The organism is Streptomyces sp. NPDC104367, assembly GCF_055583825.1.
Genome location: NZ_JBVJND010000005.1, coordinates 134,298 through 157,088, shown reverse-complemented (window position 1 = coordinate 157,088; position 22,791 = coordinate 134,298). Strand labels below are relative to the sequence as shown.

Sequence of the window (22,791 nt, the reverse complement as noted above, 5' to 3'; positions counted from 1 at the left end):
TCCCGGCAAAGCGGGACAGCTACGGTGCGCCACAACGGACGCCGGGTGACACACGAGGTGGATTCGGACACGCCATCAACACATCACCCGAAAAAAGTGGGCTGGATCCGGAACGATTCGGGGTCGCCGGACGTATTGATACGTGGCCGCACTGCTGTGACAGTTGAGAGCAGCTTAGGCCAAGGCCTGTACGCGTGTCCGGCGAATGGCAACCTAGACCGTCCATGTCGTCGTGCCGTCGGACAAGGCACCGCCGTGCCCCGAACGGCGGCAACCGGGTCGCCCGCTATGTCACGATCCGGCAGTCGAACATCCCGAGGGCCGCCCGCTCACCCGGAATGCTCATCACTACGGATTAGGCTGCCCCCATGCCAAAGAAGCGCTCGGGCGGTGGTCTGTCGACCACGCAGCAGGCCGCCAAGTTCCTCGGTGTCAGTGTGCTCGCGGGAGCCGTGATGGCGGGCATCGCGCTGCCCGCGGCCGGCGCGCTGGGCCTCGCGGCCAAGGGTTCGGTCCAGGGCTTCGACGAGATCCCGGCCAACCTGAAGAGCCCGCAGCTCAGCCAGCGCACCACGATCCTCGACAGCAAGGGCAACCAGATCGCCCAGGTCTACTCCCGTGACCGCACGGTGGTGGAGCTCAAGGACATCTCGCCGTACCTGCAGAAGGCGATCGTCGCGATCGAGGACTCGCGGTACTACCAGCACGGCGCCATCGACCTGAAGGGCGTGCTGCGCGCGCTGAACAAGAACGCGCAGAGCGGCGGGGTCGCCCAGGGCGCGTCGACACTCACCCAGCAGCTGGTGAAGAACTACTTCATCGAGGAGGCCGGCGACGACCCCACCAAGGTCGCCGAGGCCACCCAGCAGACCCTCGGCCGCAAGGTCAAGGAACTGAAGTACGCGATCCAGCTGGAGGAGAAGCTCGGCAAGAAGAAGATCCTCGAGAACTACCTGAACATCACCTTCTTCGGCGAGCAGGCCTACGGCGTCGAGGCCGCCTCCCAGCGCTACTTCTCCAAGCACGCCAAGGACCTGAGCCTGGAGCAGTCGGCCCTGCTGGCCGGCATCGTCCAGTCGCCCAGCCGCTACGACCCGGTCAACGACGAGGCCGAGGCCACCAAGCGGCGCAACGTCGTGCTGGAGCGCATGGCCCAGCTGGGTGACATCTCGCAGGCGGAGGCCGACAAGGCCAAGCAGGCACCGCTCGGCCTGAAGGTCACCCAGCCGAAGAACGGCTGCATCACCGCCGTCAAGGGCGCCGGGTTCTTCTGCAAGTACGTCGAGAACGTCTTCCTGACCGACCCGACCTTCGGCAAGACCCGCGAGGCGCGCGCCAAGCTCTGGAACCAGGGCGGTCTGACCATCCGCACCACCCTGGACCCGCAGGCCCAGGACTCGGTGCAGACGTCTATCAAGGACCACGTCTACAAGTCCGACTCGGTCGCGGCCGCCGCCACCCTCGTGGAGCCCGGCACCGGCAAGATCCTGGCGATGGGCCAGTCGAAGCCGTACGGCTACAACAAGAACGAGACCGAGTACAACTTCTCGGTCGACCGGGCCTACGGCGGCTCCAACTACGGCTTCCCGACCGGTTCGACGTTCAAGCCGTTCGTGGCCGCGGCCGCCATCGAGGGCGGCAAGTCGGCGACGCAGGAGTACTCGTCGCCGTACAAGATGAACTACCCGAGCCCCGTGCAGCAGTGCGACGGCAAGCAGTGGGTCAACACGACCAACGAGCAGGTCGAGAACGAGAACGAGTCCGAGGTCGGGCCGTACCAGATGAAGAAGGCGATGGCGAAGTCCATCAACACCTACTTCGTCCAGCTGATCTCCGACATCGGCCTGTGCCCGGTGGTCAAGATGACCGACGCGCTGCACGTCCGCCAGGGCGACGGCTCGAAGCTGCCGCAGACCCCGGCCATCGCCCTCGGCGCCATCGGCCTCTCGCCGCTGACCATGGCGAGCGCGTACGCCACCTTCGCCGACCGCGGCACGTACTGCACGCCGGTCGCCATCGAGTCGATCACCCAGAAGGTCGGCAACGAGCAGAAGTCGCTGGAGGTGCCCAAGTCGACCTGCTCGCGGGCGATGAGCACGAAGACCGCGGACACGATCAACACGCTGCTGCGCGGAGTGGTCGACTCCGGTACCGGTCAGCAGGCCGGCCTGGACGACCGTGAGAGCGCGGGCAAGACCGGTACGACGGACTCCCGCAAGAACGCCTGGTTCGTCGGCTACACGCCGAACATGGCCGGCGCGGTCTGGGTCGGCAGCGCCAAGCAGAACGTGGAGATGACCAACATCAGCATCGGCGGTGTCTACCACGCGCAGGTCTACGGCGCCGACACACCGGGCCCGATCTGGAAGGACGCCATGAGCGGCGCCCTCCAGGGCAAGGCGTCCCAGTCCTTCAACCTCGTCGACATTCCGGATGAGGGTGATAAGGGAAAAGGCAACGACACCGGCACCGGGGACGACAACAACGGTGACACCGGTGGTCTGATCGGCGGGCTCATCGGCGGCCTGACGACGGACGGCGGCACGACGGGCGGCACCACGCCGACCCCGACCTACTCCTTCCCCGACGGCTTCTTCCAGGGGAACGGGAACGGCGGCAACGGGAACGGCGGCAGGGGCTGACGCCCCGTCGGCACCGCCCGCGGCACACCCCCTCCGCGTGACGACGGCGGGGCCGTACCTCTCTCGGATCTCTCGAATCCGAAGAGGTACGGCCCCGCCGTCGTCGTCACGTCACCTTGCCGACCCCGCGGGCCCCACCAGCACCGACCCAGTCAGCCCTGCGGCTCCGCCGGCCCTGTCAGCCCTGTCAGCCCTGGAGGAGCTTCTTCACCGCGGCGGCGACGCGGCCGCCCTCGGCCAGGCCGGCCACCTTCGGGTTCACGATCTTCATCACGGCGCCCATGGCCCGCGGCCCCTCGGCGCCCGCCGCCTTCGCCTCCTCGACGGCCTGGGCGACGATCGCACCCAGCTCCTCGTCGCTAAGCTGCTTGGGCAGGTACTCGGCGAGGACCACGCCCTCCGCCTTCTCCCGCTCGGCGCTCTCGGCCCGGCCGCCCGCGGCGAACGCGTCGGCGGCCTCACGGCGCTTCTTCGCCTCCTTGGCGATCACCTTGAGCACCTCGTCGTCGGAGAGCTCGCGCTTCTGCTTGCCCGCGACCTCCTCGGTGGTGATCGCGGCGAGCGTCATCCGGAGCGTGGACGAGCGGAGCTCGTCGCGGCCCTTGATCGCGGCGTTGAGGTCGTCGTGCAGCTTCGACTTGAGCGTGGTGGTCATACGGCCGATTGTCGCAGGTACCGCCGACGAAGCGCCCGCAGATTTCCACACCCCCGGCCAGACTCACGCCTCCCTCTGCCCCCAGCCCCCCTCCCCTTCCCCCGCCTCCCTCTCCCCCCGTGTCTTCTTACCGGTCTTCTTACCGCCCGGTCTCAGGTCACTCGCCGGGTCTGACACGATGGTCGTATGCGCGCTCGATACGGAGTACCCCTGGGAATCGCGGCGTTCGGCGCCGCCGGTGTGTTGTACGCGGCCGGATTCGAGGCCCGCTCCTTCCGCCTGCGCCGAGTGACGGTCCCGGTCCTCCCGCCGGGCATGCGCCCGCTGCGCGTGCTCCAGGTCTCCGACATCCACATGGTCGGCGGCCAGCGCAAGAAGCAGCGCTGGCTGCAGACGCTGGCGGGCCTGCGCCCCGACTTCGTGATCAACACGGGCGACAACCTGTCCGACCCGGAGGGCGTCCCCGAGCTGCTGGACGCGCTGGGCCCCCTGATGGAGTTCCCGGGCGCGTACGTCTTCGGCTCCAACGACTACTACGGCCCCCGATTCCGCAACCCCGCCCGCTACTTGCTGGAGAAGGCGAGCGGCAAGCACGGCCTCAACGGCAACCCGCCGGCCGTGGGCGTGATCCACAACCCGTGGGAGGACCTGCGGGACGCCTTCGACGGGGCGGGCTGGCTCAACCTGACGAACACCAGGGGCGTGCTGAAGATCGAAGGCGCCTCGGTGGAGCTGACGGGACTGGACGACCCGCACATCAAGCGCGACCGCTATCCGCAGGTGGCGGGCGGCCCGTCCGGTACGGCGGACTTCGCGATGGGCGTGGTCCACGCGCCGTACCTGCGCGTCCTGGACTCGTTCGCGGCGGACGCCTACCCCCTGATCCTGGCCGGCCACACCCACGGCGGCCAGCTCTGCGTCCCCTTCTACGGCGCCCTGGTCACCAACTGCGACCTGGACCCGGACCGCGTGAAGGGCCTGTCCACGCACACGGCGGAGGGCCGGACGTCGTACCTCCACGTCTCCGCGGGCTGCGGCACCAACCGCTACACCCCGGTCCGCTTCGCCTGCCCGCCGGAGGCGACGCTGCTGACGCTGGTGGGCCGCGAGTAGAGGGCGCGCCGCTCGATCACCAGACAGGCAGGTGGGCCGACGGGCAGGTGGGCCGACGGGCAGGTGGGCCGACGAGTCGGTGAGCCGGCCCCGTTCCGACACCGCGCCGACACCGCGCCGACACCGTTAACCCACCCGGCGCACGCAGAAATGCCCGTTACGCCCCTTTGTCCCTATGTTGAGGGTATGACGGCCCCGATACCCAGGGACATCCCGGACCTCCCCGCGGTCCCGGGCACACCCGTACTGCTGCCCGCACACGTACCGGCGACGGCGGTGGTGGCCCCCGTCCGCCGCCCCCTGACCGCGATCTTCCGCCTGGCGACCGCCGCGCTGGCGCTGGCCGGCGTGACCCTGGAACTGCTGATGGGCAGCCCGGAGCGGATCCTGAGCCACTTCGGCATCCAGGCGGCGCTGCTCCTGGCCCTGGTCAGCCTCGCCTCGGCCCGGCGCGCCGCGCAGGCGGCCCGCCCCCTGCCGGCGGCGCTGACGGGCGCGGCGACGCTCTACGCGGTGATCTCGGCCCTGGTCTACCACCTGCTCCTGGACCACACGAACCCGCCGTTCTCCATGACCGGCGGGACGCAGCTGCCGGTACCCGGACACGGGGCGTGGCTGGCGCTGCAGCTCCTCTACGTGGCGGCGCCGGCCGCGGCGGTCCTGGACTGGCTGCTCCTCACGGCCCCGGCCCGGCTGCACCTCCGGCACGCCGCGGGCTGGATGCTCTACCCCCTGGCCTACCTGGTCTACTCCCTCGTCCGGGGCGAGCTCCTCCTGCCCGGGACACAGGGCCGCTATCTCTACCCCTTCCTCGACGCCGGGCAGCACGGCTACCGCAGCACCCTCGCCAACGCCCTCCTCCTCGGCCTGGCCTTCTACACCCTCGCGGTCCTCCTGGTAGCCCTCGACCACACCCGCCCGAACCCCGTCCGGCGACGCCCCTGAAACCGGATTTCGTCTCCAGCCACCAGTGGGCTAAAGTAAACGACGTCGCCGCGACAAGCAGAACAGCAGCGACACCGGGGTGTAGCGCAGCTTGGCAGCGCGCTTCGTTCGGGACGAAGAGGTCGTGGGTTCAAATCCCGCCACCCCGACAGCCAAAACAGCAGGTCAGGCCCGGTTCTGAGAGATCAGAACCGGGCCTGATTGCTTTGCGGCCCTGATTTGGGAGCCATTTGGGAGCCGACTTCGGGGAGTGGCTCCCCGGCGGCTCCCAGCGAGAGGTGTTCCGCCTCCGAGTGCGCCGTGCGCTCCGCAAGAGTCTCCCCACGGCTTGTGCCGAGGAGAGACCAAACGGTACGACGATCGACATGCACCGATGGTCTCCGTTAAATGACCGGCAGCTCGCACTCCTCACCCGTATCGGGGACGGAGCCGACCCCGTCACGTCGGACAGCCCCGAGTTCGCTCTCACCGCCCGCGCGCTCAAGGAGCGGCGCCTGATCACCATGCCCAAGCAGGACGGGAAATGGCAGGCGGAGATCACTGACGCGGGACGCTTCTACCTGGAACACGGCCATCACCCGGACCGGCCGGAACCAGTTCAGCGCAAGCAGCGGTCAACAGGTTCCGACCAGCGGACACGACCGGCCCCGCCGCCACAGAAGCAAGTCACAGCCTCGACCACGACGAAGCCGACACCGCAGCGCGCCGCCAAGCCGCCACGGCCGTCGCCGGCGGAAATCGGAGCCGCCTTGATCGCGGAGGTGCAGCAGGCTGGGCGGTTCCTCCGGATCCCGAACCCCAGCGACGAGGAGCGAGCCCGCTACCGAAGGGCGTTCGACGCGGCCCGGCAGTGTGCCCCCGAGGGATACAGCCTGAAGTACAGCGGGCGGGCGAAGGGGGACTTCTTCCTCGGCCTGCTCCGGGTGACCGGCGAGGACGAGACCGAGTGGAACCGTATCCGGCTGGCGCGCAGCCGTGTGATCACCGATGTCGAGGACGTGATCGCCGCAGTCAGCGCGGATCACAGCGCTTTCGAGATCTCGGAGGAGGTCCTCCCCCGAGTGCTCTCGCTGCTCCGGCTCCTCGCCGAGGAAGCCCTCGCACGCCACGGCGAAATCGCGGTGTCGAAGAAGCGCAGGCAGCCGAGGCCGCTGCTCACCGTCCACGGCAGGACGTACGAGGTCAGCTTCCGCGAACGGCAGAAGCCTGTCCGGTACGTCCCCAAGCAGCCGGGCCGCCGTACGTACGACTGGCAACGTGTCACCCCAGCCCAGAAGTTCGAGCCCTCCGGTGAGCTGGAGCTGCTGGTCATCCAGCAATCGGGCTACAGCTACGGCTGGAAGAAGGAGTGGGCCGACACCGCCAAGAAGCCGCTGGAGGACCAGATCGGTTCAGTCCTGCGGGCACTGAAGGCCCGTGCGGAGGAACAGGAACGGGCTCGGCTGGAACGTGAGGCGGAGCAACAGCGGCTGCGAGAGGAGCGGGAGCGTCAGGAGGCCGAGCGCCGGCGCCTGGAAACGGAGCGAGAGGAGCGCGAGCGGCGGGAGTGGGAGGCCGCCGTCAGCGTGGCTTCGGTCAAGGCGGTTCACGCGGTACGGGCCGAGCGCTTCAGCACGGCCCTTGAGCAGTGGCAGGCCGCAGGGGAGATCCGGATGTTCTGCGCCGCTCTGGATGAAGCCGCCACGGCGTCGGGAGACGCTCTCGAAGCCGAGAGGCTGCGAGAGTGGTCGGCTTGGGGGAAGGCGGAGGCCGACCGGCTCGACCCCACCCTCAGCGGCAAGGGCTTGGCTTCTCTCAACTTCCATGCGGAGCCGACGGGAGATCAACTGCGGCCGTTCCTCGACGGCTGGCACCCACACCGGCCGGAGAAGGAGACGAAGTCCCCTGCTCAGCCGGCACCACCCAAGGCGGAGCCAGATCCGTGGCGCGGTCTCATCGACGCACGTCAGGATCAAGGCTGGAGATATGGACGCCCAGGTCGCGCTCAATGGTGGAGGCGATGACGCCGTGGCCGCGGTCGCGTAGGGCCTTGACCGCCTTCTCGACCAACTCCCCGAGCCGGATGACCTCGGCGCGCAGCGCAACCAACTCGTCGTAGCGGTCAGCCTTGTCCTGGCCGCACCACGCTCGGACGGTTCGAAGGACTGCCGCCTCCGCGTCCAACTTGCGCCCGTCACGCCGGCTGTAGGAGTACCAGGAGGGCCGGGAACGCTCCTGCTCGATGTCCTGCTGCTTGCGGTCCGCCTCCGGAAGGATGTCCTCGGCGAGGCGTCCGGCCACGTGACGGGCGATGCGCTCGGTGACCGGCCACCCGGCCAGGCACATTCCGCGATGGTTCTCGAACACCATGGTGTCCCCGCGTAGTTCGACGGCATCCATGCCGATGAGCGGTGCAGTCTCGTCGAGGCTGCCCAGCTCCAGAACGCCTGCGTCCGCCACCGTTCGGCGCAGTCGCAACCTGTTCTTCGGGCGAACGAATCCGAGGATCATGCGGGCGGCCTCGAATTCCGTACTACCCCGGACGTGGCGCGAGGACTCCACCAGCGCCAACTCAGCCGCGTCGTCCGCGCGGAACGCATCGACATCCGACCACGGCGCTACGAGAGAGCCGGAACTGACCCACTCCTGCAGGCCGGCGGCATCGCCTTCGAGAAACCGCACGTGGACCCAGCCAGACCTACCAGGGCCGCCCACGCGAACGACCTCCACCTGGCGAACCGCGCCGCCCAGCTCCTTCGGCCTCGCGCGGTAGGCCCAGTGCTCGCCAATCTCCATGTGCCCATTGAGCCAGGTCTGTTGGACCCATCACTGGGCGTTTGCCATAACTACCGGCACCGACTCCTCATCACCAAGTTGACGCCGCAGCCCTGCGATGCACGGCGCGAGATGTCTTCGCCCGGCAGCAAGTGCAAGGAGACACAGCAGCACGTCCGGCCATCCGCGCTGTCCCTCGTAGCGTTTCTCACCGGACGACGCTCCCTCCTGGCTCGTCGGCCAGTTCGCCCGGGCGGACTTCGTCACGTGCCACCTGGAAGTCGTGTCCCTCCCCCCGAAAAGACCCTCACGCATAGTCACAGGATGGTCACGAGGTGGAATATGCGGGTGATCAAGGGGCCGATCACCCGGAAAATGTCACTCTACGTTTGCCGGGAATATCCGGAACCCTGTGTACTGGGGAGCCTCAGGGGCGAGGGGGTGGGAAATGACTACTTACCGTTTCAATCCGCCGCCGGGTTGGCCTGTGCCACCCGCGGGATGGATGCCGCCGCCGGACTGGCGGCCCGACCCCACGTGGCCCCCGATGCCAGCAGGATGGCAGCTGTGGGTTCCTGAGGCCGACTCCACCACCGATGCCCTCGCTGTCGGCCCTGCCACGGGAGCCTCTGCGGTGCCGGCCACGGCTGCTGCTGGGAACACGACCGCGGTGCCGGCTCCTCGGAAGGGAGGGCTGTTCGGGCGCCGGCGTTCGGATGCCGTGTCCGAGGCCGAGGAACTGCGAGCGTGGATCGCACAGACACAGGGACTGGATGCCGCCCAGGTCGCCGGCCTTGTACGGCAGGTCGAGGCGGAGGCCGCAGCGCTGCGTGAGCGAACATCCGCCGAAGCCTCCGCGGAGGCCGAAGCGATCCTCAAAGACGCGCGCGAGACGGCGAAGGAGATTCTCGACGACGCGCGCCGGACGGCGAAGGAGACCGAGCGGGTCCGCAAGGAGGCCGACCGGCACCGCAAGGACGTCTTCGACGCCGAGCGACGGCTCGCCGAACTGCAGGCCCGGATCGTCAACGCCGACGAGACCGCCATGCTGCAGGAGGCCGGGATCTACGCCTACCGGCACGCGCTGCACGACGCGATCGCCTACCGCAGCCGGCTCGACACACTGCAGAACGAGATCAAGGCGCTCGCCCGTGCGGGCCGCGCCGTCCAGGCGGCCACGGACTGGACGGTCAACGGCTCCAAACGCGAGGGCCAGAAGATGGTCCGCGACTTCTCCAAGCTCATGCTGCGCGCCTACAACGCCGAAGCCGACTACGCCGTGCGGTCCATGCGGCCGCACCGGCTGAGCTCCCTCGTCGACCGGCTCTACAAGAGCCGCGAGACGATCGCCCGGCTCGGTGCCACCATGCACATCCGGATCACCGACCAGTACCACAACGCGCGCGTAAGGGAGTTGGAACTCACCGCCGACTTCCTGCAGAAGAAGGAAGAGGAGAAGGAGGCCCAGCGCGAGGTACGCGCCCGGGAGCGCGAGGAGGCAGCAGTCCAGCGGGAGCTCGACCGGCAGCGCGAGAAGCTGAACAAGGAACTCGGCCACTACCAGTCAGCACTCGACCGCCTGCGCGAACGCGGGGACGCGGCGGCTGTGGCGGAGATGGAGGCCAAACTGGCCGAGATCGAGAACGCTCTGCAGGACGTCGAGTCCCGCGCGGCGAACATCCGCGCCGGCTATGTGTACGTCATCTCGAACATCGGCGCCTTCGGCGATCGCATGGTGAAGATCGGCATGACGCGTCGGCTCGAACCTCTTGAGCGTGTATACGAGTTGAGCGGCGCGGCCGTGCCCTTCCGCTTCGACGTGCACGCGCTGATCTTCAGCAAGGACGCGGTCGGCCTGGAGACGGAACTCCACCGGCAGTTCGCCTCGAAACGGGTCAACCAGGTCAACAGCCGGAAGGAGTTCTTCTACGCCACCCCGGCTGAGGTGCGGGATGCACTGCAACGGTTCGCCGGGCAGCATCTGATCGAGTTCACCGAGGAACCCCAGGCGCTGGAATGGCGGGCGGGGAAGCTCGCGGGCGAGACCGGCGCGCCCGTCGCGGGCGCAGGCGCAGGAGGAGTTGCCGCCCGGACAGCATGAGGTGCGAGCAGGCATCACTACGATCACCGTCATGGACTGGCTGGAGCGGGCCGCGAAGCTGAGGCAGTGGAGTCGGGACGGAGTGCGGGCGCCGCACAAGCCGTTGCTGCTGCTGTACGCCCTGGGCCGGTTTCAGGCGGATGCCGCGGACGAGTTGCCGTACAGCGCGGTGGAGGCGGAGCTGAAGCAACTGCTGGCGGAGTACGGTCCGCCGCGCGTGACCACACCGGCCTACCCCTTCCACCATCTGGTCAGCGACGGGGTGTGGGAGGTGCGGACCGAGCACGGCGCCGGCAGCCCGGGCACCGGGGTGCGGGAGCTGCGGGCCAGCCGGGCCACCGGGCGGCTGGCCCCGGACCTTCGGGGGGCGCTCCAGCGGGAACCGGCGCTGCTGGGCCGCATGGCCAGGGTGCTGCTGGATCTGCACTTTCCTGCGTCGCTGCACCAGGACCTGTGCGACGCGGTGGGTCTGGAACTGGAACTCGCGGAGACCGTCTCCCTGGCAGCGCCCGGGAGACGGCAGCGGGACCGGCGGATGCGGGAGATGGTGCTGACCGCCTACGAGTACCGGTGCGCCTTCTGCGGCTACGACGGCATGATCGGCTCGGCGCCCGTCGGGCTGGAGGCCGCGCACGTGCGCTGGTGGGCGTTCGACGGCCCGGACGACGTCGACAACGGGCTGTGCCTGTGCTCGCTGCACCACAAACTCTTCGACAAGGGCGTCCTCGGCATAGGCGACGGCCATCGCATCCTGGTCTCGCAGCAATTCATCGGCCGCAGCCAGGCTGCCCGCGAACATGTCACCGCACTCGCGGGCCGTCCGCTCATGGGCCCTCAACCCGGCGTGCCGGCCATCGCGGCAGCCCATCGCTCCTGGCACACCAGCCAGGTCTTCCACGGCAGCCCACGCCCGACCGCCGCCTGACCCGGTGTTCAGAGCGGGAGTCCAATCCCGAGCCGTCTTCAGTCGTCCGTGCGTACGGCGACCATCAGCTCCTCCCGGCCCGGTGAAGGCTCGAAGGGCTCAGGAGCGGCCGTCGTTTCGCGCGGCCGGTTCGTCCGGGGCCGGGCGGCTCAGGAGGGGCCGTCTCGCCAGGACCGTTCCGTCAGGAGGCGGAGGCCGTTGAGGGCCACGAGGACGGTGGAGCCCTCGTGGCCGGCCACGCCGAGGGGCAGGGGGAGGGTTCCGGTGAGGTCCCAGGTGACCAGGGCGGTGATGAACGCACCGGCGATCACCAGGTTCTGGACGACCAGGCGGCGGGCGCGGCGGGAGAGGGCGACGGTGGCCGGGATGGCGGCGAGTTCGTCGCGGACCACCACGGCGTCGGCCGCGTCCAGCGCGAGATCGGCGCCCGCGCGCCCCATCGCGACCCCGGTGTGCGCGGCGGCCAGGGCGGGGGCGTCGTTGACCCCGTCACCGACGACCAGGACCCTGTGCCCGCTCGCCTCCAGTTCCCGTACGACGGTGACCTTGTCCTCGGGCAGCAGGCCGGCGCGGACGTCCGTGATGCCGACGTCGGCGGCGAGGCGGCGCGCGGCGCGCGGGTTGTCGCCGGTCACCAGGACCGGCGTACGGCCGGTCAGCCGGGCCAGCGCCCTGGTGGCCGCACCCGCGTCGCCGCGGAGGCGGTCGGCCACGCCGAGGACTCCGGCCGGGGTTCCGTCGAGGGTGACCAGGACCGCGGTACGGCCCTGCTCCTCAAGGCTCTCGATCAGGGGGGAGGCGGAGTGCCCCTGGCCGGTTCCGTGCGGCAGCCGGGTCGGGCTGCCCACCGCCACCACGCGGCCCTCGACCTTCGCGGTCACCCCCGTCCCCGGCACCGAGGAGAAACCGGTGGCCTCCGGGAGGGTGAGGCCCTCGGTGCGGGCGGCCTCCACCACGGCCCGGGCCAGCGGGTGTTCGCTCGCGTGCTCGGCCGCCGCGGCGAGCCGCAGCAGCTCGTCCTGGCCACTCGCGCCGCCGCGCAGCGGGCGGACGTCGGTGACGACGGGGGCGCCCTCGGTGAGCGTGCCGGTCTTGTCCAGGGCGACCGCGTCGATCTGACCCAGGCGTTCCATCACGACGGCGGACTTGACCAGCACTCCGTGCCGGCCCGCGTTGGCCATGGCCGACAGCAGCGGGGGCATCGTCGCCAGGACGACCGCGCACGGCGAGGCGACGATCATGAACGTCATCGCGCGCAGCAGCGCCGCCTGGAGCGGGGAGCCGTACAGCAGCGGCACGAGGAAGATCAGGACGGTGGCGGCGACCATGGCGAGGCTGTAGCGCTGCTCGACCTTCTCGATGAACAGCTGGGTGGGCGCCTTGGTCCCGGCGGCCTCCTCCACCATCCGTACGATCCTGGCGATGACGGAGTCCGACGGATCGCGCTCGACCCGGACGCGCAGCGCGCCGGTGCCGTTGACGGTCCCGGCGAAGACCTCGTCGCCGGTCATCTTGGCCGCGGGCAGCGGTTCGCCGGTGATGGTGGCCTGGTCGACGTCGCTCGCGCCCGCCACGACCCGGCCGTCGGCCCCGATCCGCTCGCCGGGGCGTACGAGGACGGTGTCGCCCACCGTGAGGCGGTCGGCCGGGACGGTCTCCTCTCCGCCGTCCGTCAGCCGGGTCGCGGTGCTCGGCGCCAGGTCGAGCAGGCCCCGGACGGAGTCGGCCGTGCGGGCGGTGGCGATCGCCTCCAGCGCGCCGGAGGTGGCGAAGATGACGATCAGCAGCGCGCCGTCCAGGACCTGGCCGATCGCCGCCGCGCCCAGCGCCGCGACGACCATCAGCAGGTCCACGTCCAGGGTCCTGTCCCTGAGCGCCTTCAGCCCCTCCCACCCCGGCTCCCAGCCGCCGGTCGCGTAGACGGCGGCGAAGAGCGGGGCCCACAGCCACGCGGGCGCGCCGAGCAGGTCCAGCGCGAGGGCGGCCAGGAACAGCAGCAGCGCGGCCAGCGCCCAGCGGGCCTCGGAGAGGGCCAGGAGCCGGGTACGCCGGGCGGGCGACGGGGACGACGGCGACAGGGACGGGGAGGGGGACGGGGACGACGACGGGGACGAAGACGGCAACGGCAACGGAGGCCGGGACGGCAGCGGCGTCGGGGCGGTGGCGACAGGGGCCATGGCGGCGGCCGTGCCGGTGGTGGTGAGGGCCGGCGGCGCGGGGTGCTCGGGGTGCTCGTCCTGGTCCAGGGCGGAAGGCATGACAAATCAACCCTTCACGGGCATGGGTAACGCGACCCCCACACCATACAGGAACACCTGAACAGGTCTTCAGATAACGCCGGTATGCTGTCCCGCATGGGCCATGGAGTCGTCACCACCAACAACGCGACCGCCCGCGAACGCCTCGACGCCGTCGGCACCGCCGACGTGGCCGCCACCCTCCAGGCCCTCGCCACCCCGTCGCGGCTGCACATCCTGGCCCGGCTCCAGGAAGGCCCCTGCTCGGTCGGTGACCTGGCGGCCGCGGTCGACATGGAACCCTCCGCCTGCTCCCACCAGTTGCGCCTGCTGCGCAACCTCGGCCTGGTCACGGGCGAGCGCCGGGGCCGCTCGATCATCTACGCGCTCTACGACAACCACGTCGCCGAACTCCTCGACCAGGCGCTGTACCACGTCGAGCATCTGCGCCTGGGGATCCACGACACCCCGGCGACGGCCCCCAAGGACGAACAGACCGGCTGACGGCGGCAGTTCGCCCTCCCGTTCCCGCCGGCCCCTCCCCGTTCGCCGCCCCACCCGCCCCCTCCATGGCCTGAAAACGTGGCCGTGGCCAGAACCAGTACCGTTTTCCCAGCGTCGTACGGCATGTGTGCCGACGGCCTGACCTGTGGGGGGACCACGTGAGCGGCGAGATCTACTTCAGCAACAACTACCGCGACCTGTGCGAGCGGGACGGGACGGGAGCCGGCTTCCAGTTCGAGTTCTCGTGCGCGCGCTGCTACGACACCTGGCGCTCGCCGTTCGAGCCGTACACCGGGGAGCGGGCCGCGACCTGGCTCCGCAAGGGCGTCGACGTGGCCTGGGGGCTGCTCGGGCGTACGGGGTCGGGGCTGACGTCGGCGGCCGACGGGCTGGCGGGGGCCGGTTACGGACGCGCCCGCGACCAGGCGTTCCAGCGGGCGATCGACAACGCGCAGGGGCACTTCAACCGCTGCGCCCGCTGCACCGACTACGTCTGCGGCCGCTGCTGGAACGCGGAGCAGGGACTGTGCCTGCGCTGCGCGCCGGACACCGCGGCCGAGGCGATGGCGGCGCAGCAGCGCGGCCTCAACGACATGGCCTCGCAGCGCGCGTACGCCGCCGGGCAGCAGACCGGACAGGCCTACGACCCGCACACGCCCCGGCAGTTGGTCTGCCCGCACTGCCGCACCGAGACCCGCGGCGCCGCCTTCTGCTCCGGCTGCGGCCACCAACTGGCCCAGCCGGACCGGTGCCCCTCGTGCTCAGCCGTCGTGCCGGACGGGGCGGCGTTCTGCCCGGGATGCGGTACGCGCAGGTAGCGAGCGCGCCCCCCTCGGGCTATCCGACTTCTTCTGAAGCGGAGGCGGAGGAGGCGGCGCGGGTGGGGGCGGGGGCGAGCAGAGGTACGGCGCGGGCCAGGTCGTGTTCGAGGGCGTCGAGGGCCTGGCGGGCGGCGGTGATGCGGGCGAGGAGAAGAGGGGCGTCGACCGGGCCGGCGGGCGAAGGGGAGATCTGTGCCGGTGCGGGTGCCGGCACCGTCCGCCGCCCACGCTCGCCCCTTTCTTCCACAGCCGCTCCCGCCGCCGCGTCCGCCTCCTTCTCCATCTCCCGTGCCTCGTCGAGGGAGGTGATGACCACGCCGATGAGGACGTTGACGAGGACGAAGGAGGCGATGAGGACGTACGAGGCGTAGTAGACGAGGCTCCAGCGGGAGATCTCCAGGCCCGCGTGGACCGCGTCGCCGATGCCGTCGAGGGTCATCAGCAGGAACAGGGTGAGGACGGCGCGGCCGATGGAGCCGTAGTGCTCGGGGTCCTGGTGGCCGAAGAAGACCCAGCCCACCATCGCGTACACGTACAGCAGCAGCGCCCCGACCAGCAGGAAGCTCAGAGTGCCGGGCAGGCTGCGGGCGACCGCGACCAGCACGATCCGCAACTGGGGCAGGAAACGGGCCGTACGCAGCACCCGGGCCAGCCGCAACAGCCGCAGCACGGTGGTGTTCTCGCGTACGACGGGCAGGAACGCGCACAGCACCACGGCGAGGTCGAAGAGGTTCCACGGGTCCTTGAGGAAGTCCCGCGGACGGTCGGCGTACGCGCCCGCGCGGAGCAGGATCTCCGCCGTGAACGCGGCCAGACAGGCGTGTTCGGCGAGCCGTAACCAGAAGTGCCACTGCTCGACGAGGCCGGTGTAGGTCTCCACGCCCAGCAGCGCGGCGTTGAGGAGGATCACCACGAAGACGGTCAGGGCGAACCAGCGCGACTCCGTGACGGCACGGCACCGTCGGGCCAGATCCAGCCGGGTGGACCGGAATTCGACTGCGGTCGGCTGGTCGTACTGCTCCGGCATCGTGCTGCCCTGACTCCGCGCTTGTTCGTCGATCGCTTCTTCGGGGAAGCTTCTACAGCACTGTAGATCAAGAAGATCGAACGGAAGAGGGAAGACCTGATGTTCGGCTTGAGCGAGCTTGCCGTGATCCTCGTCGTCGTGATCGTGGTCCTCGGGATCAAGAAGCTGCCCGAGCTGACACGGTCCGCGGGCAAGGCGTCCCGGATCCTCAAGAGCGAGGCGAGGGCGCTCAAGGAGCAGGGCGCCGAGGGCACGACGGGTACGGCGGGTGATGCGGGTACGGCGGGTACGAGCGGTGAGTCCGGTCGTGTGATCTCCGGCACGGTCGTCGACCGGGACGAGACCGCCCCGCGGGCCTGAACGAAGGGAACGGCAGGAACGGCAGGAACGGCGGGCCCCGCACGGGGCGGGCGCCCGTTCGCCACCCATTCCATACAACTCCCATAGGAATGGTGGATAAGGTCCCGCCCATGGATTCCACTGGCCCGATCGTCATCGCGGGAGCCCTGGTCGGCTTCGCCGTAGGCCTCACCGGCATGGGCGGCGGGGCCCTCATGACACCGATCATGGTGATGGTGTTCGGGGTGAACCCGACCGCGGCCATCGGCAGCGACCTCGCCGCGTCCGTGTTCATGAAGCCGTTCGGCGCCCTGGTGCACCAGCGGGCGGGCACCGTGCGCTGGGACATCGTGCGCTGGCTGCTGCCGACCGCGGTGCCGGCCGCCTTCGGCGGTGTCTTCCTGCTCCGCGCGCTCGGTGACGGGGACGACCTTCAGCAGCGCGTGAAGTACGTCGTCGGCTCGGCGCTGATGCTCGCCGTCGTCGGCATGCTCACCCGCCTCTGGCTCGACCGCCGCCGCGCCGCCACGGTCACCGAGGACGCGCATGTCCCCGTACGACCCGTGGCCACGCTGCTCATCGGACTGGGGGGCGGGGTGATCGTCGGGATGACCTCGGTCGGCTCGGGCTCCCTGATCATCGTGATGCTGATGCTGGCCCACCCGCGGCTGAAGGCGAACCACCTCGTCGGCACGGACCTGGTGCAGGCCATCCCGATGGTGGCCGCCGCGGCCCTCGGTCACCTGCTCGTCGGCGACGCGGACCTCGGGCTCGCCGCGACCCTCCTGATCGGCGCGATCCCCGGTGTCCTGCTCGGCTCCGTCATCTCCACCCGGGTCACCGGGTCCGCGGTGCGCTGGGCCCTGGTCGTGCTGCTCACCGGCTCCGGGCTGTCCATGCTGAAGGCGTCGTCCACCGTCGTCCTGCTCGCCTGCCTGGGCATGGCGCTGCTCGGCGGTGTCGTCAGCGTGCGGGAGCGCCGGGCCGCGCGGCTCGCGGAGAACGCCGGGAACCCTGAGAACGCGGACCCCGCGGAGGCCGCCGCGTCGGCGCCGGTCACGAGCGGCTCGTAGGGCAGCGCGCCGCGCGTCAGGACGCGCTGGGGCCGATGCCGGACAGGTGGACGATGTCGCCGCCCAACTTGGGCCGGAACTCCTTGAGCATCTTCGGCTGGGCGCTGACCACCCAGCCCGTGCCGACCAGGTACGTGCCCTGGTACGAGCTGATGGAGTCCAGCCACACCTCCTTGTACTTCTCCTCGGGGAACGTGGTGATGAGGTAGTCGCCGTCCGCGGTGTGGCAGGAGCCCTCGCGCAGCTCCTCCGCCTGGACCCGGATCCTGGCCTCGCAGCCCGTCAGCCGGGCGATGACCTCGACCTTGGCGGGCGCCACGACCTGGGCCTCCTGTGCGGAGACCGCCGGAGTCCTGGACGCCCCGGCCCGCTCCTCCGCCGACGCGTCCCCCTCTCCGCCGCCCCCGCCGGCGCCGCAGGCCGCGGTCAGGGGCAGCAGGGCCAGGCTGCCGGCGAGGGTGGCACCGCGCACCAGGCGCGCGGCGGTGGAGACGGCGGGGGACGGGGAAGACGTACGACGTCGCTGCTGGGGCATGGCGAGGCTCCGTGTCGGAAGGTTTCCGTCCGCGCGGGCGGACGGCGTTGCTGACGAGGGGCAGGTACCGGGATGCGGCACGCCCCCGCTCAGCAGCGGAACGTCCGCAGGACACCCAGGTCGGGCTCGGGTGCGGAGCCGGGGTTCCACTCGTCTCTCGCCGTGTGCGGCCGGGCCGCCCCGGGCGCGCTGTCGGGCACGGCACCGGACGGCGTCCCGCCGGCGGGCGTCGGCGCCACGACCAGGTGACCGGCCCGCGGCGGCAGCGCGGGGAAGTCGGCCCCGCCCCCTGCCCGAGCCGCACCCGCACCCGGCTGCGGCGCCCGGTACTCCTCGTCGATCACGGGTACGGACGGAGCGGATGCCGGGACCGTGGAGACCGGAGCCGCCGACACCGCCGACACCGCCGGCACCACCTGCGCCACCTGCGCCACCTGCGCCACCTGCGCCACCTGCGCCACCTGCATGGCGTACGGCGTGTGGGTGGAGCCCGTGGTGTGGTGCGGAGTCGTGAGGTGCAGGAGCACGGCGGCGGCCAGCAGCACCACCGCTGCCACCATCCGCCGTATCACCACTGGCCTCCGGCCCTCGACCCCCGGCGTCCTACCCGCGCCGACGCCTGAACGCTACCCGCAGCGGTTCCCCGCCCGGGCGGAACTCCGGAGCGGGGACGGTGACTTGGGCAACACCGGCGGCCGTTGCGGGGGCGGCCGCACGGTCCCGGCGGCGGCCACGACTCGCGGGGGCCGCCCCGGGCGCGGGATCATGGGCAGAAGTCGCCCCCGAAGGTGCGGGCAAAGGAGCGGGCATGAGACGGAACCGACTTCCCACCTCCGCCGCGGCACTGGCCGCGGCCGCCGCGCTCGGCCTCGCGGTGCCCCACACCGCCGCGGCCGCCCCCGACCGCTGTTCCTACGTGCCGGCGGACTTCCGCCCCACGCTCACCTACGGCGACACCGGCGCCGCGGTCAGCCAGGCGCAGTGCCTCAGCAACGTGTGGGGAGGCCAACCGCCCGAGCTGGCGCCGGACGGGTCCTACGACAACGCCCTGCTGAAGAAGATCGAGTGGATCCAGGGCTGCCACGGGCTGCCGCGGAGCGGGGTCGTCGAGGGCCGCACCTGGCACGTGCTGTACCACCCGGCCCTGGACTGCTACCTCCCCTACCCGGCCTGAGACACGCGTCTCAAACCCGCGCCTTTCCGCCATGCGCGTACGCCCGAACCGTCCGCGTTTGTGAGCAATCGGACAGGAAACGCTTCCGGGTCGGCCCGGCGCGACCGTTAGGGTGTCGTTAAAGAAAGCGCAAAGAAGTAGCGGGAGAGACAGGGGAGGCAGTCGTGGGGGCTCCACGCATGAGCAGTACGCCGTTGCCGGGAATCGGGGTCCGTTACGACCTCACCACGCGAGAGGAACAGCGCAGGCTGTCCGTGGTCGCGCACCGGGACGGCTCGCGGATACTGAGCGCCTACCACCGGAGCGACCCCGACGCCTGCTCGCTGTCGGTGCGGCTGTCCTCCGTGGAGGCGGCGGCGCTCATCGACGCGCTGATGCCCACGCACCACAGCCCGAACCTGCTCTCCACCACCGACCTGGGGCTGGTGGCCGAGCGGATCGAGCTGGAGGCCACCTCGTACTGGAACGGGCGGCTGCTGGGCGACACGCGGATGCGCACCGAGACCGGGGTGTCCATCGTGGCCGTGCTGCGCCGCGCCGAGGCGGTCCCCTCCCCCGCGCCCGACTTCCGCCTGGCCGGCGGCGACACACTGATCCTCATCGGCACCCGCGAGGGCGTCGACGCCGCCGCCGTGATTCTCGGGCGGGAGTGAGGCGCTGTGCATGATTCCGCCGTGTTCCTGATCGAGTTCGGGGCGATCATCCTCGGTCTGGGGCTGCTCGGCCGGCTGGCCGGACGCTTCCAGTTCTCGCCCATACCCCTCTATCTGCTGGCCGGGCTCGCCTTCGGGAAGGGCGGAATCTACCCTCTCGGCACCAGCGAGGAGTTCGTCGCGATCGGTGCCGAGATCGGCGTCGTCCTGCTGCTGCTCATGCTGGGGCTGGAGTACACCGCCAGCGATCTCGTCTCCAACCTGAAGACCCAGTACCCGGCGGGGCTCGTCGACGCGACGCTCAACGCGCTGCCCGGCGCGGCCATGGCGCTGCTGCTCGGCTGGGGGCCGGTGGCGGCCGTGGTGCTGGCCGGCGTCACCTGGATCTCGTCCTCCGGGGTCATCGCCAAGGTCCTCGGCGACCTGGGGCGGCTCGGCAACCGGGAGACCCCGGTGATCCTCAGCATCCTGGTGCTGGAGGACCTGTCGATGGCCGTCTACCTGCCGATCATCACCGCGCTGCTGGCCGGGGCCGGCCTGGCGGCGGGCAGCCTGACGCTGGCCATCGCGCTCGGCGTCGCCGGACTCGTCCTGGTCGTCGCCGTCCGCTACGGCCGGCACATCTCGCGGTTCGTCTCCAGCGACGACTCCGAGAAGCTGCTGCTGGTGGTGCTGGGCCTGACCCTGCTGGTCGCGGGCATCGCGCAGCAGCTCCAGGTCTCCGCCGCGGTGGGCGCGTTCCTCGTCGGCATCGCGCTCTCGGGCGAGGTGGCGGAGGGTGCCCACCACCTCCTGGCTCCCCTCCGCGACCTGTTCGCGGCCGTCTTCTTCGTCTTCTTCGGGCTGCACACCGACCCGTCGAGCATTCCGCCGGTGCTGGCGCCCGCGCTCGCGCTCGCGGTCGTCACCGCGCTGACGAAGATCGCGACCGGGTACTGGGCCGCCAAGCGCGCCGGGATCTCGTCGAAGGGCCGCTGGCGGGCCGGCGGCACACTGGTCGCCCGCGGCGAGTTCTCGATCGTCATCGCCGGTCTCGCGGTGTCGGCCGGTATCGAGCCCTCCCTGGGCCCGCTGGCCACCGCGTACGTCCTGATCCTCGTGATCATCGGCCCGCTCACCGCCCGCTACACCGAGCCTCTGGCCCGCCGCCTCGCCCGCACCGCCCGCACCGCCCCGTCCCCCGCTCCCGTCGCGGCCGGCACCCCGCTCCCCCTCCCGGAGCAGGAAACCCCGCTGGAGGCCCAGGAACAGGACCTGGCCGACGACAGGGACGCGGTGGAACGGGCCTGACCGAGGACCCTGGCCTGCAAGGGGGCCGGGCGGGTCCGGCCGGACCCGCCCGGCCCCCTTGCATCTCCGCGGCGTCAGTTGTTCAAGGTCTCGTCGTACGGGTCGGACGGGGTCGGGACCGGCTTGGCGGTGGTGACCTGGAGGTAGGGGATGGGCCCGTTGTTGACCGGGTCCCGGGTCTGCTGGGGGGTGTAGGTTCCGGTCACCTGGAGCCAGGCGTCCGGCTGGAGCACCGGGGGGATCTTGCCGGTGAGGGCCACCTTCACCGGCTGGGCGTCCGCCGCGCAGCAGTTGAGGGCCATGCGGACGAGGTACGGGGTGCCCTTGGCGTCCAGGGCGACGAAGCCGGTGATGCGGACGCTGTGGCCCCGGAACGAGCGGCCGTGGTCGTACACCGCGCGCCCCGCGTAGTCGACCAGGTTGAGCGGCATCGGGTCGGAGGCCGGCAACTTCAGGTAGCCGTAAGGCTGTTGCAGGGCCGTGCCGGCGCGCATCGCGCTGTAGGAGCCGAGGGCGGGCGGGGCGACGAGGATCAGGGCGAGGAGGGGGAGGACCAGGAGCCAGGAGATACGCGGCTCGGGGTGGGGGTGGGCTTCCGCACCGGTGTGGGCGTGCGGGGCGTGGGGGGCGTCGTGGGTGTGGGGGCCGTCGTGGGCTTGGGGGGCGTCGGTCCGTAGGGCTCTGGCTCGGTTGCGGGCGCGCCACTCGTACCAGGCCGTCATCAGCGCCGACACGATCAGCACCACGCCCGCCGCCAGGACCAGCGGGCGCAGGCCCGCCTTGACGTAGCGCAGGTAGAGATCGGTGCCGCCCGCGTGCAGCAGGGCCGCCCCGACCAGGAACATCACCGCCGCCTGTGCCTGCCGGTTCACAGCAGCACCGCCCCGGTCAGGACCGCGCCCGCGATCGCGGCGGCGAAGGTGGCCGGGGCGAACCGCAGGGCGAACCCGCGGCCGAAGGTGCCCGCCTGCATCGCGAAGAGCTTGAGGTCGATCATCGGGCCCACGATCAGGAAGGCCAGTTTCGCGGTGAGCGAGAACTGGGTCAGGGAGGCCGCCACGAACGCGTCCGCCTCCGAGCAGATGGACAGGAGCACCGCCAGGACCGACAGGGCGAGGATCGCGACCGCCTCGTTGCCGGCCGCCGTGCGCAGCCACTCCGCCGGGGCCACCGCCTTCAGGGTCGCCGCCGCCATCGCGCCGAGCACCAGGAAGCCGCCCGCGTGCATGGTGTCGTGCCGGACCGAGGACCAGAACGCCTCCGCCTTCGTCTCCCCCTCGTGGTGCGCGTGGGCCGGCGGGCGCAGCCAGTCGGTGCGGCCGAGCCGCTGCCACAGCCAGCCCATCACGCACGCCACCAGCAGGCTGCCCGCGAACCGTGCCAGCACCATCTCGGGGTCGCGCGGGAACGCCACCGCCGTCGCCGTGAGCACGATCGGGTTGATCGCGGGCGCGGAGAGCAGGAAGGCGATGGCCGCGGCCGGGGTCACGCCCCGGCGGACCAGGGCGCCGGCCACCGGGACGGACGCGCACTCGCAGCCCGGGAGCACCACCCCGGCCAGGCCCGCGACCGGTACGGCCAGGGCGGGGCGGCTGGGCAGGGCGCGGGCGAAGAAGGCGGGCGGGACGAAGACCGCGATCGCCGCGGACAGGAGCACGCCGAGGACGAGGAAGGGCAGCGCCTGGACGACCACGGCCACGAACACCGTCATCCAGCTCTGCATCACCGGCTTCGCCAGCACGCCGCGCACCGGGCCCTGGAAGACCACCACCAGGAGCAGCAACAGGGTCAGGGCCAGCGGCGAGTTGAGGTGCCAGCCCTCCTGGTCAAAACGGCCCGGGGGCTCGTCGTGGGGAGCCGGCCCGGGCTGGGCGGCGGCTTTCTCGATGATGGCCACGGGTCGGATACCTCCGGCACTTCGGTCAGATCCGGGATGATGCTCCCTCCCCCTCCCTACGGCCGGTCAGGGGCGGCTGTTCACTTCGTTGCTGGAACCATGCGTC

20 protein-coding genes, 1 tRNA gene and 1 pseudogene are annotated in these 22,791 nt (G+C 70.9%); 14 read left to right on the top strand and 8 right to left on the bottom strand.

Features of this window, described 5'->3' with window-relative positions; all coding sequences use genetic code 11:
* The first annotated feature begins 368 nt into the window (after window positions 1-368).
* Window positions 369-2,642 carry a transglycosylase domain-containing protein gene (locus ACZ619_RS09740; protein WP_469596371.1) on the top strand — a complete coding sequence of 758 codons (2,274 nt, stop codon included), beginning with the start codon at window positions 369-371 and terminating at the stop codon, window positions 2,640-2,642.
* Window positions 2,643-2,829: 187 nt separating this feature from the next.
* On the opposite strand, the gene ACZ619_RS09735 is transcribed toward ACZ619_RS09740, so the two are convergent.
* Window positions 2,830-3,297 (bottom strand): GatB/YqeY domain-containing protein, encoded by a 468-nt coding sequence (locus ACZ619_RS09735; RefSeq protein ID WP_469596369.1) that lies wholly within the window; start codon window positions 3,295-3,297, stop codon window positions 2,830-2,832.
* 186 nt (window positions 3,298-3,483) lie between these two features.
* Between ACZ619_RS09735 and ACZ619_RS09730 the strand changes: the two genes are divergently transcribed.
* The 4 genes and pseudogenes from ACZ619_RS09730 to ACZ619_RS09715 all read left to right on the top strand — a co-directional run bounded on the left by ACZ619_RS09730 (window position 3,484) and on the right by ACZ619_RS09715 (window position 7,358).
* Window positions 3,484-4,410 carry a metallophosphoesterase gene (locus ACZ619_RS09730; protein ID WP_469596368.1) on the top strand — a complete coding sequence of 309 codons (927 nt, stop codon included), beginning with the start codon at window positions 3,484-3,486 and terminating at the stop codon, window positions 4,408-4,410.
* Window positions 4,411-4,596: 186 nt separating this feature from the next.
* A pseudogene (locus tag ACZ619_RS09725) lies at window positions 4,597-5,389 on the top strand (Pr6Pr family membrane protein).
* 41 nt (window positions 5,390-5,430) lie between these two features.
* A tRNA-Pro gene (locus ACZ619_RS09720) sits at window positions 5,431-5,504 on the top strand.
* A 216-nt stretch (window positions 5,505-5,720) separates the two neighbouring features.
* On the top strand, window positions 5,721-7,358 hold the full coding sequence (locus tag ACZ619_RS09715; protein ID WP_469596366.1) for a PE-PGRS family protein: 1,638 nt from the start codon (window positions 5,721-5,723) through the stop codon (window positions 7,356-7,358).
* On the opposite strand, the gene ACZ619_RS09710 is transcribed toward ACZ619_RS09715, so the two are convergent.
* The gene (locus ACZ619_RS09710) at window positions 7,288-8,130 is read right to left on the bottom strand and encodes a PE-PGRS family protein (RefSeq protein ID WP_469596363.1); all 843 of its coding nucleotides are present in this window, start codon (window positions 8,128-8,130) and stop codon (window positions 7,288-7,290) included. The two genes, ACZ619_RS09715 and ACZ619_RS09710, sit on opposite strands and share 71 nt — an antisense overlap.
* A 700-nt stretch (window positions 8,131-8,830) precedes the next feature.
* Between ACZ619_RS09710 and ACZ619_RS09705 the strand changes: the two genes are divergently transcribed.
* Both ACZ619_RS09705 and ACZ619_RS09700 read left to right on the top strand, forming a co-directional pair.
* A complete protein-coding gene (locus tag ACZ619_RS09705; RefSeq protein ID WP_469596360.1) occupies window positions 8,831-10,210 on the top strand; it encodes an SNIPE associated domain-containing protein in 1,380 nt (459 codons plus the stop codon).
* A 31-nt stretch (window positions 10,211-10,241) separates the two neighbouring features.
* Window positions 10,242-11,135: a phosphorothioated DNA-binding restriction endonuclease gene (locus ACZ619_RS09700; protein WP_469596358.1), complete on the top strand. Its 894-nt coding sequence runs from the start codon at window positions 10,242-10,244 to the stop codon at window positions 11,133-11,135.
* Between the two features lie 149 nt (window positions 11,136-11,284).
* Here ACZ619_RS09700 and ACZ619_RS09695 read toward each other — a convergent pair whose 3' ends face one another.
* Window positions 11,285-13,393, bottom strand: a complete 2,109-nt coding sequence (locus ACZ619_RS09695; RefSeq protein WP_469596355.1) for a heavy metal translocating P-type ATPase — start codon at window positions 13,391-13,393, stop codon at window positions 11,285-11,287.
* A 96-nt stretch (window positions 13,394-13,489) separates the two neighbouring features.
* Here ACZ619_RS09695 and ACZ619_RS09690 point away from each other — a divergent pair, with 96 nt between their 5' ends.
* Complete coding sequence (locus ACZ619_RS09690) at window positions 13,490-13,876, top strand: ArsR/SmtB family transcription factor (RefSeq protein WP_469596353.1); 387 nt, start codon at window positions 13,490-13,492, stop codon at window positions 13,874-13,876.
* Window positions 13,877-14,034: 158 nt separating this feature from the next.
* Window positions 14,035-14,694, top strand: a complete 660-nt coding sequence (locus tag ACZ619_RS09685) for a zinc ribbon domain-containing protein (protein WP_469596352.1) — start codon at window positions 14,035-14,037, stop codon at window positions 14,692-14,694.
* A gap of 19 nt (window positions 14,695-14,713) precedes the next feature.
* Here ACZ619_RS09685 and ACZ619_RS09680 read toward each other — a convergent pair whose 3' ends face one another.
* The gene (locus ACZ619_RS09680) at window positions 14,714-15,724 is read right to left on the bottom strand and encodes an ion transporter (RefSeq protein WP_469596349.1); all 1,011 of its coding nucleotides are present in this window, start codon (window positions 15,722-15,724) and stop codon (window positions 14,714-14,716) included.
* A 99-nt stretch (window positions 15,725-15,823) separates the two neighbouring features.
* Here ACZ619_RS09680 and ACZ619_RS09675 point away from each other — a divergent pair, with 99 nt between their 5' ends.
* Both ACZ619_RS09675 and ACZ619_RS09670 read left to right on the top strand, forming a co-directional pair.
* Window positions 15,824-16,084 carry a twin-arginine translocase TatA/TatE family subunit gene (locus ACZ619_RS09675; RefSeq protein WP_469596347.1) on the top strand — a complete coding sequence of 87 codons (261 nt, stop codon included), beginning with the start codon at window positions 15,824-15,826 and terminating at the stop codon, window positions 16,082-16,084.
* A gap of 110 nt (window positions 16,085-16,194) precedes the next feature.
* Window positions 16,195-17,136: a sulfite exporter TauE/SafE family protein gene (locus ACZ619_RS09670; RefSeq protein ID WP_469596345.1), complete on the top strand. Its 942-nt coding sequence runs from the start codon at window positions 16,195-16,197 to the stop codon at window positions 17,134-17,136.
* Between the two features lie 16 nt (window positions 17,137-17,152).
* On the opposite strand, the gene ACZ619_RS09665 is transcribed toward ACZ619_RS09670, so the two are convergent.
* Both ACZ619_RS09665 and ACZ619_RS09660 read right to left on the bottom strand, forming a co-directional pair.
* Window positions 17,153-17,671 carry a hypothetical protein gene (locus tag ACZ619_RS09665; RefSeq protein WP_469596343.1) on the bottom strand — a complete coding sequence of 173 codons (519 nt, stop codon included), beginning with the start codon at window positions 17,669-17,671 and terminating at the stop codon, window positions 17,153-17,155.
* 89 nt (window positions 17,672-17,760) lie between these two features.
* On the bottom strand, window positions 17,761-18,231 hold the full coding sequence (locus ACZ619_RS09660) for a hypothetical protein (RefSeq protein WP_469596342.1): 471 nt from the start codon (window positions 18,229-18,231) through the stop codon (window positions 17,761-17,763).
* A gap of 248 nt (window positions 18,232-18,479) precedes the next feature.
* Here ACZ619_RS09660 and ACZ619_RS09655 point away from each other — a divergent pair, with 248 nt between their 5' ends.
* The 3 genes from ACZ619_RS09655 (at window position 18,480) to ACZ619_RS09645 (ending at window position 20,788) form a co-directional block, all read left to right on the top strand.
* Window positions 18,480-18,845, top strand: a complete 366-nt coding sequence (locus ACZ619_RS09655) for a peptidoglycan-binding domain-containing protein (protein ID WP_469596339.1) — start codon at window positions 18,480-18,482, stop codon at window positions 18,843-18,845.
* A gap of 179 nt (window positions 18,846-19,024) precedes the next feature.
* A complete protein-coding gene (locus ACZ619_RS09650; RefSeq protein ID WP_469596337.1) occupies window positions 19,025-19,498 on the top strand; it encodes a cation:proton antiporter regulatory subunit in 474 nt (157 codons plus the stop codon).
* Between the two features lie 6 nt (window positions 19,499-19,504).
* Complete coding sequence (locus tag ACZ619_RS09645) at window positions 19,505-20,788, top strand: cation:proton antiporter (RefSeq protein WP_469596335.1); 1,284 nt, start codon at window positions 19,505-19,507, stop codon at window positions 20,786-20,788.
* Between the two features lie 74 nt (window positions 20,789-20,862).
* Here ACZ619_RS09645 and ACZ619_RS09640 read toward each other — a convergent pair whose 3' ends face one another.
* Both ACZ619_RS09640 and ACZ619_RS09635 read right to left on the bottom strand, forming a co-directional pair.
* Window positions 20,863-21,660 (bottom strand): TIGR03943 family putative permease subunit, encoded by a 798-nt coding sequence (locus tag ACZ619_RS09640; protein ID WP_469596333.1) that lies wholly within the window; start codon window positions 21,658-21,660, stop codon window positions 20,863-20,865.
* The gene (locus ACZ619_RS09635; RefSeq protein ID WP_469596330.1) at window positions 21,657-22,685 is read right to left on the bottom strand and encodes a permease; all 1,029 of its coding nucleotides are present in this window, start codon (window positions 22,683-22,685) and stop codon (window positions 21,657-21,659) included. The genes ACZ619_RS09640 and ACZ619_RS09635 overlap by 4 nt, the downstream gene beginning before the upstream one ends.
* Between the last annotated feature and the right edge of the window lie 106 nt (window positions 22,686-22,791).